12 protein-coding genes and 1 tRNA gene are annotated in these 11,439 nt (G+C 66.2%); 6 read left to right on the plus strand and 7 right to left on the minus strand.

The features are described from left to right. The first annotated feature begins 62 nt into the window (after positions 1-62). The 3 genes from Tchar_RS03935 (at position 63) to Tchar_RS03945 (ending at position 2,174) form a co-directional block, all read left to right on the plus strand. Positions 63-1,178, plus strand: a complete 1,116-nt coding sequence (locus Tchar_RS03935) for a YeeE/YedE family protein (RefSeq protein ID WP_144327781.1) — start codon at positions 63-65, stop codon at positions 1,176-1,178. Further along, on the plus strand, positions 1,175-2,002 hold the full coding sequence (locus tag Tchar_RS03940) for a tRNA threonylcarbamoyladenosine dehydratase (protein ID WP_236640198.1): 828 nt from the start codon (positions 1,175-1,177) through the stop codon (positions 2,000-2,002). Before Tchar_RS03935 ends, Tchar_RS03940 begins: the two co-directional genes overlap by 4 nt. Before the next feature lie 96 nt (positions 2,003-2,098). Further along, positions 2,099-2,174: transfer RNA gene (locus Tchar_RS03945), tRNA-Lys, on the plus strand. Between the two features lie 321 nt (positions 2,175-2,495). On the opposite strand, the gene murI is transcribed toward Tchar_RS03945, so the two are convergent. The 3 genes from murI to rpsU form a co-directional block, all read right to left on the minus strand. Continuing rightward, complete coding sequence (murI, locus tag Tchar_RS03950; RefSeq protein ID WP_144327783.1) at positions 2,496-3,359, minus strand: glutamate racemase; 864 nt, start codon at positions 3,357-3,359, stop codon at positions 2,496-2,498. A gap of 99 nt (positions 3,360-3,458) precedes the next feature. Then, positions 3,459-3,920 (minus strand): GatB/YqeY domain-containing protein, encoded by a 462-nt coding sequence (locus Tchar_RS03955; RefSeq protein ID WP_144327784.1) that lies wholly within the window; start codon positions 3,918-3,920, stop codon positions 3,459-3,461. Between the two features lie 230 nt (positions 3,921-4,150). Continuing rightward, entirely contained in the window at positions 4,151-4,363 is a 213-nt protein-coding gene (gene rpsU / locus Tchar_RS03960; protein WP_143901936.1) for a 30S ribosomal protein S21, read from the minus strand. 305 nt (positions 4,364-4,668) lie between these two features. Here rpsU and pap point away from each other — a divergent pair, with 305 nt between their 5' ends. After that, positions 4,669-6,165 carry a polyphosphate:AMP phosphotransferase gene (pap, locus tag Tchar_RS03965; RefSeq protein ID WP_144327785.1) on the plus strand — a complete coding sequence of 499 codons (1,497 nt, stop codon included), beginning with the start codon at positions 4,669-4,671 and terminating at the stop codon, positions 6,163-6,165. 109 nt (positions 6,166-6,274) lie between these two features. Here pap and Tchar_RS03970 read toward each other — a convergent pair whose 3' ends face one another. From Tchar_RS03970 to Tchar_RS03980, 3 genes are read right to left on the minus strand one after another with little or no spacing between them, the layout of a single operon-like run. Continuing rightward, positions 6,275-6,601: a YkgJ family cysteine cluster protein gene (locus tag Tchar_RS03970; RefSeq protein WP_144327786.1), complete on the minus strand. Its 327-nt coding sequence runs from the start codon at positions 6,599-6,601 to the stop codon at positions 6,275-6,277. Then, positions 6,598-7,536: an ornithine carbamoyltransferase gene (argF, locus tag Tchar_RS03975; protein WP_144327787.1), complete on the minus strand. Its 939-nt coding sequence runs from the start codon at positions 7,534-7,536 to the stop codon at positions 6,598-6,600. The genes Tchar_RS03970 and argF overlap by 4 nt, the downstream gene beginning before the upstream one ends. Continuing rightward, positions 7,533-8,738, minus strand: a complete 1,206-nt coding sequence (locus tag Tchar_RS03980) for an aspartate aminotransferase family protein (RefSeq protein WP_144327788.1) — start codon at positions 8,736-8,738, stop codon at positions 7,533-7,535. Before Tchar_RS03980 ends, argF begins: the two co-directional genes overlap by 4 nt. Positions 8,739-9,034: 296 nt before the next feature. Here Tchar_RS03980 and Tchar_RS03985 point away from each other — a divergent pair, with 296 nt between their 5' ends. Beyond that, positions 9,035-9,376, plus strand: a complete 342-nt coding sequence (locus Tchar_RS03985; protein WP_144327789.1) for a DUF3579 domain-containing protein — start codon at positions 9,035-9,037, stop codon at positions 9,374-9,376. A gap of 179 nt (positions 9,377-9,555) precedes the next feature. On the opposite strand, the gene rpsT is transcribed toward Tchar_RS03985, so the two are convergent. Beyond that, positions 9,556-9,852 (minus strand): 30S ribosomal protein S20, encoded by a 297-nt coding sequence (gene rpsT, locus Tchar_RS03990; RefSeq protein WP_144327790.1) that lies wholly within the window; start codon positions 9,850-9,852, stop codon positions 9,556-9,558. Positions 9,853-10,177: 325 nt separating this feature from the next. Here rpsT and Tchar_RS03995 point away from each other — a divergent pair, with 325 nt between their 5' ends. Continuing rightward, positions 10,178-11,299, plus strand: a complete 1,122-nt coding sequence (locus Tchar_RS03995; RefSeq protein ID WP_144327791.1) for a fatty acid desaturase — start codon at positions 10,178-10,180, stop codon at positions 11,297-11,299. Positions 11,300-11,439 lie beyond the last annotated feature (140 nt).

An 11,439-nucleotide genomic window follows, 5' to 3' on the forward strand; every position in this document is an offset into this window, starting at 1 on the left:
AATTCCGGCCTCACTTGCGTCGTCTGCCGGCGCTGCGTCCGGGACGAGTGCCGATGCCTGCCATGAATCCTTCCGACTTCCAATCCCTCTACACCACCGTCTTATGGGCGGCGTTTGCCGTCTCGGCCGTCTTCGGGGCGATTGCACATCGCACCCATTTCTGCACCATGGGGGCGCTCAGCGACATCGTCAACATGGGCGACTGGACGCGTATGCGTATGTGGGTGTTGGCCATGGGCGTAGCCATGGTGGGTTTTCACGCCATGGTCGGGGTGGGCTGGATCGATCCCACCCAAACCATCTATTTCAGCGGGCGGGTGATTTGGCTGTCGGCGTTGCTGGGCGGCGCGTTGTTCGGCTTTGGCATGGTGCTGGGCTCGGGTTGCGGTAGCAAGACGCTGGTGCGCATCGGTGGCGGGAGTCTGAAGAGCCTGGTGGTGTTTTTCGTGATGGGGGTGGCGTCGTTTGCCACCTTGCGTGGCATCACGGCCGTGCTGCGTGATGCCACGGTCGATCGCGTCGCCTTTCAGATGGAGCCGGGCAGCCCGTTGCCGATGTGGCTCGCGGCTCGACTCGGTTGGGGGGACGGCGCGGTGGCGTTCATCGGTATCGCAGTCGGAGCGCTGCTCATCGCCTGGGCGCTGGCCGACCGCGAGGTGCGCCGCTCCACCAACGCGTGGTTGGGGGGCGCTGGTATCGGCGCCACGGTACTGGGCATGTGGTGGGTCTCCGGTCATTTGGGCTTCGTGCCAGAGCATCCCCAGACGTTGGAAGCGGTGTACGTGGCCACCCAAAGCGGGCGCATGGAGGCCTTGACCTTCACCGCCCCCATGGCCTACACGCTCGACTGGCTCATTTATTTCAGCGACAAGAACAAGATCTTGACGCTGGGCGTGGCATCGGTCGTAGGTGTGGTGGCAGGGGCGGCTGTCCACGCGCTGGCCACGCGCAGCTTTCGCTGGGAGGGTTTTGCGGGCACGCGCGATACGGCCTTGCACCTGGTGGGTGCGGTCTGCATGGGCATCGGTGGTGTCACGGCCATGGGATGCACCATCGGTCAGGGTCTGTCGGGGGTGTCCACGCTCAGTTTGACCAGCCTGCTCGCCTTGGCGGGCATCGTGGCTGGCGCGTGGGCTGGTTTTCGCTTTCAGCTCTGGCTGCTGGAGCGCGACGGGTGAGTGTCGAGACGGTCGCCGCTGGCCCCGACCTCGAACGCCGCTTTGGCGGCATCGCCCGGCTCTACGGTGAGGCAGGCGCGGCGCGGCTGCGGGCTGCACATGTCGTCGTGGTCGGCATCGGTGGCGTCGGCTCGTGGGCGGTCGAGGCGCTGGCACGCAGTGGCGTGGGGCGGCTGACGCTGATCGATCTCGATCACATCGCCGAGTCCAACACCAACCGCCAGATCCACGCGCTTGACGGCACCTTCGGTATGGCCAAGGTCGAGGCGATGCGCGCCCGCATCGCCGCCATCCACCCTGGGTGCCGCGTCTTGCCCATCGAGGCCTTCGTGACGCCCGACAATTGGGCCGACTTGCTCGAGCAGGCCCAGCGGACCCAAGGCGTGCACGGGCCGCTGGCGGTGATCGATGCGTGCGACCAAATGGCCGCCAAGACCACCCTGGCGGCATGGGGCCGCAGTGCCCAGGCGGTATTCGTCACGGTGGGCGCGGCCGGCGGCAAACAGCGCGGCGATGCCGTCGAAGTCAGCGACGTGGCCCAAGCCACGCACGACCCGTTGCTGGCGCAGCTGCGTCAGCGCCTGCGCAAGTCGTACGGTGCGCCACGGCAGGGGCCGATCGGCGTCACAGCCGTATTCAGCTGCGAGCCGGTGCGTCCGCCACAAACCTCATGCGCAACCGAAGGGCGCGATACCTCGTTGAACTGTCACGGCTTCGGCTCCAGCGTCGCGGTGACGGCCACCTTCGGGCTGTGCGCCGCAGGTTGGGTGATGCAGACGCTGGCTACCATGGCAGAGCCGCGCACCCATGCCCACAGTTCGTGATGAACGTCAACGAGGCAAATGCGGTGTCTTTTGGTCTATAATGCTAGCTTTACGTGATAAGCGAAACGCGCAAAGCGCTGCCACTTATCGCAGCGTGGGTCGTTAGCTCAGTCGGTAGAGCAGCGGACTTTTAATCCGTTGGTCGCAGGTTCGAATCCTGCACGACCCACCAAGCCAATCAATGCATAGCTGGCCAATTCAAAAGCCGGACGTCAATCCAAAGCGTCCATGTAGCCAGCCAGTTTCAGCCAAACAGTCCGGTAAATGGCTACAGCCGGCGCCAATCAAGGTGCTCCGCGCAGCCGGGCGTGCCGTGCCCGGCGAACTGCGTGGCGAAGGCGCGCCAAGCCATGGGTCAGCTCATTTTCGGATGTTCGGGCTGCTGGGGGCGCTACGGCGCGGTGCCAATGGGTGACGTGGTCGGCCGAGAGTCGGTCTTGCAGCCCCGGATTGGCCGCTGCTCGTTACGTTTCGATGGGCTCCGGGGCATGGCTCATGCCCTGTCGGGCAAGCGTTGTGGCCGCACCCTCTGCCCCCACAACCGGGTGATCACCGCAGCGGTTTGTTGCGGGTCGGCGCTGGTCCAGAACGTGACGTCTGCCGCGGCTGGCCCAGGGGCAGCGTTACCCCGTTCATCGAGCCGGCGTGCCAGCTCCCGTGCCACGGCCGGCGCCGGATCCAGCACGGTGACGCCGGGGCCGGCGACGCGCTCGATCACCGGGCGCAAAAAGGGGTAGTGCGTGCAGCCCAACACCAGCACATCGGCACCCGCCTCACACAGCGGACGCACGTACGCAGCCACTGCGGCTTCGGTTTCCGGGCCGTCCAGTTCGCCGCGCTCGACGCGCTCCACCCAACCCGAACACGCCTGGGCAAGCACCCGTACGTGCGCGGCGTAGGTGGCGATGAGTCGGGCCAGCCCGGGGCTGGCCACTGTGTTGCGGGTGGCCAGCACGCCGACGACGCCGCTGCGTGTGCGCTGCGCGGCGGGTTTGACGGCCGGCTCGATGGCGACGATGGGCCAGCCGGGGTAGCGCGCGCGTAGTGCCTGAATGGACAGGCCGGTGACGGTGTTGCAGGCCACCACGGCGGCCTTGCAGCCCGCGTGCCGAAATTGGTCCAGGATATGTTCAGCGCGCGCCTGCACGACCTGCGGCGGCTTGTCACCGTAGGGGGCATGGCCAGAATCGGCGGCGTAGATCAGCGCTTCGGCTGGCAGCAATCGACGAATCTCGCGCAGCACGGACAGGCCGCCCACCCCCGAATCGAAGACACCGATGGGCGCCAGGCGCGGGTCGGCCGGCAGCCCGGGATACGGGAGGGCTGGTGCGGTCGGAGGTGGGGAGGGGGAAGCCATGCGCGCCGTCCGTGTCAGCCGACATCCGGTTTGCGCCGCCGCCCGGGCAGGCGGCTGCACGGGCTGGCGCACGGCTGTGCGCCGCGAACGCGGTGTCGCTCAGCGGGCCAACGCGGCCTTGACGGCGGCCGAGACTTCAGCCATGTCGGCCTGGCCCGCCAGCTCCGCCTTGGCCAGCGCCATCGCCTTGCCCATGTCCGCCGGCGTGGGCGCACGCCCGAGTTCGGCACTCAAGCGTGCGACGATGGATTGCACGGCGCGGGCGACGCCGGCGGCATCCAGTCGTGCCGGCAGATAGGCCTGCAGGACCTCGACTTCGGCGCGTTCCTTGTCGGCCAAGTCGGTGCGCCCCGCCTGTTCGTAGGCAGCGATGGCGTCGCGGCGCTGTTTGAGCAGCTTGTCTACCACGGCGACGACACCCGCGTCGTCGAGCGTGATGCGTTCGTCCACTTCACGTTGCTTGATGGCGGCCAGCAGAAGGCGAATGGCGCCCAGCCGCGCGCTGTCCTTGGCGCGCATGGCCGCTTTCATGTCGTCGGTGATACGGTCTTTCAAGCCCATGGCGTGTTCCTGCAGGGGGCGAGGGGTTGAAGGATAGCCGATCGGCAATCCCGCGTATGACGAAGACCGGCACGTTGCCACCGTCCCGGCGGCCAAGCAAAAGCAATCAGCCCGCCGGAGCGTCCTCGGGCGGGCTGGTGAATGGCCACCTGGCAGCGCAGGCCAGCCGCAGGCGCGGTGTGTATGCGCGTGCCTGCCGCTGCGCTCGACGGCGTGCTCAGGCCGCTGGGTCAGTACAGCCGCTGGGGCAGTTGTTGCGAGCGCACACGCTTGAGGTGGCGCTTGATGGCGGCGGCCTTTTTGCGCTTGCGCTCGGCGGTGGGCTTTTCATAAAACTCGCGCGCACGCAGTTCGTTGAGCAGGCCGAGTTTTTCGATGGTGCGCTTGAAGCGGCGCAGAGCGACGTCGAAGGGTTCGTTGTCTTTAACGCGGATGGTGGTCATTGGCCAATGGTTTCCAGGATTGCGCCAGGGGTGCGCGCGGGAAGGATGTGAGGCCCGACGCCCACCGCTCTGGCAGGTTCCCCGTCTTCGATGTGAGCATCGGCCGACGGGTCTACGCCAGCAAAGATCTCCATTATAGCGCCAACCATGCCCTTCTGTGTGGCCTCTGCCTGCAAACCGTGCCGGCGCGGGCGTCGCACCGCGGCGTGACATTTTCGGCCCGCCGGCGCCAGCCCGTCGGCGTCGCGTGTCGTCTATGGCATGATGGTTTGTCACCATGCCGTCACGAATTTGAGGAGGGGCGCATGTTCGAATCCGCAGAAATCGAACACCACATCGACCGGGCCACCTACAAAGCCGAGGTCCCGGCTTTGCGCACGGCGCTGTTGCAGGCCCAGTATGCCCTGTTGCAGCAGGCGCAGCGCGCGCTCGTCGTGCTGATCAACGGTGTCGATGGGGCGGGGCGCAGTGAAACCGTCAACACCCTCAATGCGTGGCTGGACCCGCGCCATATTCGCACCGAGGCCTTCGACGTGATGACGGAGGAAGACTATCGGCGGCCGGAAATGTGGCGCTATTGGCAGGTGCTGCCGCCGAAGGGGCAGATGGCCATTTTGTTCGGTTCCTGGTACACCGACCCCATCGTCAGCCGAGTCTATGGACGCGACGATGCCGACCGTTTCGCGCGCCGACTGGAGCGTATCCGGCATTTCGAGCGCATGCTGGTGGCCGAGGGTGTGGTGTTGGTCAAATTTTGGTTCCACTTGCCCAAAAAAGCCGCGCGGGCGCGCCTGAAGGCACTGGCAGCCGATCCGCGCACCGCGTGGCGCATCGGTCCGCGCGAGAAAGCCCACTTGAAGCGCTACGACGATTTCATCGTTGCCAGCGACGAGGCGCTGCGCAAAACCAGCCAGCCGGAGGCGCCGTGGCACGTGATCGACGGGCGCGATGAAGCCTATCGCAACTTGGCGGCGGGCCGGTATCTGCTGTCGATGCTGCAAAGCGCTGTGCAGTCCCCGCCGCCAGCCGCTGCCGCCACCCCGGTGGCGGCAGCCGAGCCGGCGCCACCGCTGGACGGCAAGACCCTGTTGCAAGCGCTGGACTATGGGCAACGGGTCTCGCGTGAGCGCTATGAGCGCTTGCTGGAGCGTTGGCAGGGGCGGCTGAATGCGCTCAGCCGCGATGCGCGAATGCGCGAGCGCTCGCTGGTGGTGGTGTTCGAGGGTATGGACGCCGCTGGCAAAGGCAGCACGATCCGGCGCCTGGTGGCGGCGTGGGATGCGCGCTACTACCGCGTGGTGCCGATCGCCGCCCCCAATGAGAACGAGCGCGCCCAACCCTATCTGTGGCGCTTCTGGCGCTACATACCGGCACACGGCCGCGCGGTGGTATTCGACCGCTCGTGGTACGGGCGGGTGCTGGTGGAGCGGGTGGAGGGCTTTTGCAGTCTGGCGGACTGGATGCGCGCCTACGATGAGATCAACGCCTACGAGGAGCAGCTCACCGAAGCCGGTGTGATCGTGGCCAAGTTCTGGCTGGCCATTACACCCGATGAGCAGCTGCGGCGTTTTCGCGAGCGCGAGACCACGCCTTACAAACAGCACAAGATCACACCCGAGGACTGGCGCAACCGCGAGAAGTGGCCGCAGTACGAGCGGGCGGTGCAGGATATGGTGGACCGCACCTCGACGCGCGTGGCGCCATGGCACGTGGTGGCCAGCGACGATAAGCTGTGGATGCGGGTGCAGGTGCTCAAGACGCTGTGCCGCTATGTGCAGCGCCAGCTCGACCGCCGGGACTGACACCCGCCGCGCAGCACCGTCTTCGGGGTCGCGCGGTATTGGTGCGGCCGGTCATCGCGACGGCGGCGCGACGCCGCTCGGCGGGGTGGCGTGCGCAGCCTCAGGTGGCTTAGCACGGCGCCTCGCCACTGGTGGACAACGGTGGCAATCCATGACGGGCGCGGGCGCGGTCACAGGCCTCGCTGCCAGCAGCGAATTCACGACAGGGGCCCGGGCGCCACTCGTAGATGGCGCAGGCAACGCGTTGGCCCACGTTGCCGGTGAGCGCGGCGCAGCGCGGCGGCCAGTGATCGGTGCCACGCATGCGCACCGTCACGCCGTGGACTTCGACCGTCAAACCATCCGGCACGTGGCCGCCGGCGCTGGCCAGTTCGTAGCAGGAAAAATCGACCCGAAAATGGGCGCAACAGGCGCCGCACTGCAGGCATGCATTCATCGTTGCCCGAGCAGCAGATACTCCATCAACGCTTTTTGCACGTGCATCCGGTTTTCTGCCTCGTCCCACACCACGGACTGCGGGCCGTCGATCACCTCGGCGGCCACTTCTTCACCGCGGTGCGCCGGCAGGCAGTGCATGAACAGGGCCTGCGGCTTGGCCTGCGCCATCATCGCGGGGGTCACCCGCCAGGCGGCGAACGCCCGCTGGCGCGCCTCGTTTTCGGCCTCGTAGCCCATACTGGTCCAGACGTCGGTGGTCACCAGGTCGGCACCGCGGCAGGCGTCCATCGGATCGTCGAACACCTGCCAGAAGTCGCCGCGCGGCACGCCAGCCACGGCCGGATCGACCTCGTAGCCGCGCGGTGTACTGATGTGCACGCGAAAGCCCAAAATCTGCGCCGCTTGCAGCCAGGTGTTGGCCATGTTGTTGCCATCGCCCACCCAGGCCACCGTGATGCCGCGCAGCGCGCCCACGTCGAGCGTGCCGTCGGCGCGGCGTCCGCGGTGTTCCAGCCAAGTGAACAGGTCGGCCAGGATTTGGCAGGGGTGAAACTCGTTGGTCAGGCCGTTGATTACGGGCACGCGCGAATGCGCGGCAAAGCGCTCGATCCTGCTCTGCTCGAAGGTGCGGATCATCACCAAGTCGACCATACGGCTGATCACGCGCGCGGTGTCTTCGATGGGCTCGCTGCGGCCGAGCTGGCTGTCGCCGGTGGTCAGGTGCACCACCGAGCCGCCCATCTGGTACATGCCGGCTTCGAAGCTGACGCGCGTGCGCGTGCTGGCTTTCTCGAAAATCATGGCCAACGTGCGATCCACCAGGGGCTGGTAGCGCTCGTAGGTTTTGAATTTGTGCTTGATGAGGGCGGCACGATCGAACAAATAGGCGTACTCGTCGGCGCTGAAATCTTTGAATTGCAGATAGTGTTTCATGCAGCAGTCTCATCGAGAAAAGCGCGCACCTGGGGCACGAGCTTGGCGACGATCTCGTCGGCCTCGGCCGTGCTGAGGATGAGCGGCGGCACCAGGCGGATGACGCGCTCGGCGGTGACCGACAGCAGCAGCCCGGCGTCGGCACAGCGCTGCATCAGCACGCCGCACGGGCGATCGAGCTCGATGCCGATCATCAGGCCCTTGCCGCGGATCTCGCGCACGCCGGGGACGCCGTGCAGCGCCGCCCACAGCTGGGTGTGCAGGTGCGTGCCCACGCGCGCGGCATTGTCCAGCAGCCCTTCGTCTTCCATGATGCGAATCGTCTCCAGCCCCGCGCGCATGGCCAGCGGATTGCCGCCGAACGTGGTGCCATGGTTGCCGGGTTGGAAAATATGCGCTGCGCGTGGACCCGCCACCACCGCGCCCACCGGCACGCCCGAGCCCAAGCCCTTGGCCAGCGGCATGACGTCGGGGCGCACGCCCGCCCACTGGTGCGCGAACCATTTGCCCGTGCGGCCCATGCCGCATTGCACCTCGTCGATCATCAGCAGCCAGTCGTGCTCATCGCACAGCGCACGCACAGCGGCGATGTAGTCGGGCTCCAAGGGATATACCCCCCCTTCGCCCTGGATGGCTTCGAAAAACACCGCCACCACGTTCGGATTGCCGGCGGTGGCGGCGCGCAGCGCCTCCAGGTCGTTGATCGGCACCCGGATGAAGCCCTCGACCAGCGGTTCGAAGCCGGCCTGGACCTTGGGATTGCCGGTGGCCGACAGGGTGGCGAGCGAGCGGCCGTGAAAAGCGCGCTCGTACACCACGATCTGCGGGCGCTCGACGCCTTTGTCGCGCCCGAATTTGCGCGCCAGTTTCAACGCGGCTTCATTGGCTTCCAGCCCGCTGGAACAAAAGAAAACCTTGTCCAGCCCGGCACGTTCGCAAAGGGCGGCGGCCAACGGCTCGGTCCATGGGTGGTGGTAGTAGTTGCTGATGTGGATCAGCTGCCCGATTTGCTCTTGCAAGGCGCGCACCAGGCGCGGGTGGGCATGCCCCAAGGTGTTGACAGCAATGCCGGCCAGTGCATCCAGATACTCGCGGCCCGCGCTGTCCCAGACGCGGCAGCCGCGCCCATGCGTGAGGGTGATGGGCAGTCGGGCGTAGGTGGACATCACGTGCGGTTCAACGGGGGGGGCGGCGGTATTCATCGGGCGGCGCAAGGAGCAATCGGAAAACAGGGGCGGAACGAAAGCGCAGTCGGTGCGCTCAAGGGGCGATTCTAGGCGTGCTGCGACCCGTATGCGCGCCGGGCGGTGGCCCGTCCTCCGTGTGGGCGTGACGGTGTACCCAGGCGCTTGGGTAGAGGTGATAAGTCTTATATAAGATACAATACCCAAGCCTTGGGCGATCCCCAAGGGTCTGATGCACGGTGGCCCCGGTTCGGGGTTGCCACTGGCTTGTCTATTTGTCGCCGAGCGCCCACCGGCGTGCGGCCCGCCGCGCGATGGTCACACCCAATGCCCAACAGATCTTCATTCTGGGGGTCACGCACAGTGGCCGAACGTTTCGTCCCAGCGATTGGGCCGAACGTCTGGCGGGGGTCATGAGTCCGTTCCATCCTCAGGCGGCGCAGGGGCCGGGTGGTCATTTGCGTTATTCCCCTTGGGTGATTCCCACCGTGGTCAACGGGCTCAAGTGCGTGGTCGTCAACCGTGCGTTGCGCGACTACGACGAGCGGGCGTGGGATTTCGTGCTGGGTTTTGCGCGCGACAACGATTTGGTCGTCACCGAGGCTTGCCTGTTGCCCGAAGCCGTTCCGACAGGAAAGGCGCCCAGCCAGGGGTGATCCGGCCGAACGGATGCAGATGCCGTCGGCAGGACGCTGGCGGTGCAGGGCACGGTGGAGTGTACTCGTCTGCTTTCGACAAAACAAACGCCGCCCACAGGCGGCGTTTGAGGGGTATGGCTGGCAGCGCACCCGGTCCAAACGGCGGTGCAGCCGTGGCTGCGCCGGGCGGGGCATCGTTACGCCGATGCGGCGGCCAGGGCCTTGACCTTGGCCGACAGGCGGCTCTTGTCGCGTGCTGCCTTGTTCTTGTGGAAGATACCCTTGTCAGCGATCGAGTCGACGATCGACTGCATCTGGGCGAACAGGGTGGTCGCCAAGGCCTTGTCGCCGGCCGCGACGGCTTTTTCGACCTTCTTGATGGCGGTGCGGTAGCGCGAGCGCAGCGAGCTGTTGTGGGCGTTCAGTTTGACGTCTTGGCGGGCGCGTTTGCGGCCCGAGGCCAGACGCGGCGATTTTTTCGACTTGGTGGCCATGAAAATGTCCTTCGGAGTTGGTGGATGTTGCCAGCAAACTGTGCATTATAACGGGGCCGGTGCGCGCGACTGTTGAGCGCCGAAATGGGTGCTTGGCCTGGCGTTATTCGAACTTATGTTGGGCGTTTGGTTGGCGCACGATGGTGCCCTGAGATGTGCGTTCGGTGGGCGCTGGCCGTGCCCCAAGGGTGGCTCGATTGACCTGTGTCAAGCGTGTGCAAGGCATCTCGGGCATACTCGCGGGCGCACTGGTCCAAGTGCATCGCTGGGGTGGTCGCGGCGCGGCACTTGCACAGTCTTCGGTTTCGCGTTTCATTCGTCTGCCATGTCCGTCCAACAAGCCGTCGCTTCTGTTGCCTCCGCTGCCCAGCCGCAGCAGCCCATTGCGCCCGGGGCGCCACTGCCGCATCGTAAGGTCATCCGCAGCTGGATCACGCCGCTGGCCGAGCGCCGCACAGCGATCGCCATCGTGCTGCTGGTCATCGACTGGGTCGTTTTCGCCGCGCTGATCGCCGGCACCATCGTCTTCGAGAGCTGGTGGGCCAAGTTGCTGTGCGGGCTGGCGGCGGGGTTCACCATCGGGCGCTTGTTCATCATCGGACACGACGCTTGCCACCAAAGCTACACGCCGCACCGCGGTCTGAACAAGCTGCTCGGGCGCATCGCGATGTTGCCATCGCTGACGCCATACAGCCTGTGGGAAGTGGGCCACAACGTGGTGCACCATGGCTACACCAACCTCAAGGGCGTGGATTTCGTGTGGGCGCCGCTGACCAAGGAGGAGTTCGACGCGCTGTCGCCCGCGCGTCGGCTGCTGGAGCGCATCTACCGCAGTGGCTGGGGCCCGGCGCTGTATTACCTGATTGAGATGTGGTGGCTGCGCATGTTCTTCCCGCGCAAGACCTACATGGGCACGCGCCGGCCCGAATTCATCTGGGATGGTGTTTTCGTGCTGGTGGTGGGCCTGCTGTGGATCGCGGGCATGGTGTGGGCCGCGATGGCCACCGGCCAGCCGGTGTGGCTGCAGGTGCTGATGGGGTTCGTGGTGCCCTTTGTGTTCTGGAACGGCATGATCGGCTTCGTGGTGTATGTGCACCACACCCACCCGGCGGTGCAGTGGCATGACGACAAATTGGCCTGGGCGAAGGCGGCGCCGTTCGTCTCGACCACCGTCCATCTGGTGTTTCCGCTGCGTATCGGTGCCTTGATGCACCACATCATGGAGCACACCGCCCACCACGTGGACATGAGTGTGCCGCTGTACAAGCTGAAACAGGCGCAGAAAAAGCTGGAGGAGATGTTGCCCGGTCGCATCATCGTGCAGCGCTTTAGCTGGAAGTGGTACTTCGACACCGCGCGCCGCTGCAAGCTGTACGACTTCTCGCGCCGTTGCTGGACCGACTTCCGTGGCCGGCCGACGAGCGAGCCGGCGCCGGCGTATGCGTGATGCAGCAGCCTGGCCCGCGCGGTGGTAACGTGCACGGGGGCCGGTGGTTGAGCCGATCGGCAGGACCGCAGGGGCCGAGCCGGGCCCCCGCGTCGTTTCGCGCTGGCGCGGCGGGTGCTGCGGTGCGACAATAGGGCCCG

It is taken from the genome of Tepidimonas charontis, from assembly GCF_007556685.1.
Classification (GTDB): domain Bacteria; phylum Pseudomonadota; class Gammaproteobacteria; order Burkholderiales; family Burkholderiaceae_C; genus Tepidimonas; species Tepidimonas charontis.

Coding starts and splice junctions, on each gene's coding strand:
- Tchar_RS03935 (WP_144327781.1), top strand. CDS start 63: ATGAATCCTTCCGACTTCCAATCCCTCTACACCACCGTCTTATGGGCG.
- murI (WP_144327783.1), bottom strand. CDS start 3,359: ATGGCTTCCCCCTCCCCACCTCCGACCGCACCAGCCCTCCCGTATCCC.
- Tchar_RS03955 (WP_144327784.1), bottom strand. CDS start 3,920: ATGGGCTTGAAAGACCGTATCACCGACGACATGAAAGCGGCCATGCGC.
- rpsU (WP_143901936.1), bottom strand. CDS start 4,363: ATGACCACCATCCGCGTTAAAGACAACGAACCCTTCGACGTCGCTCTG.
- pap (WP_144327785.1), top strand. CDS start 4,669: ATGTTCGAATCCGCAGAAATCGAACACCACATCGACCGGGCCACCTAC.
- Tchar_RS03970 (WP_144327786.1), bottom strand. CDS start 6,601: ATGAATGCATGCCTGCAGTGCGGCGCCTGTTGCGCCCATTTTCGGGTC.
- argF (WP_144327787.1), bottom strand. CDS start 7,536: ATGAAACACTATCTGCAATTCAAAGATTTCAGCGCCGACGAGTACGCC.
- Tchar_RS03980 (WP_144327788.1), bottom strand. CDS start 8,738: ATGAATACCGCCGCCCCCCCCGTTGAACCGCACGTGATGTCCACCTAC.
- Tchar_RS03985 (WP_144327789.1), top strand. CDS start 9,035: ATGGTCACACCCAATGCCCAACAGATCTTCATTCTGGGGGTCACGCAC.
- rpsT (WP_144327790.1), bottom strand. CDS start 9,852: ATGGCCACCAAGTCGAAAAAATCGCCGCGTCTGGCCTCGGGCCGCAAA.
- Tchar_RS03995 (WP_144327791.1), top strand. CDS start 10,178: ATGTCCGTCCAACAAGCCGTCGCTTCTGTTGCCTCCGCTGCCCAGCCG.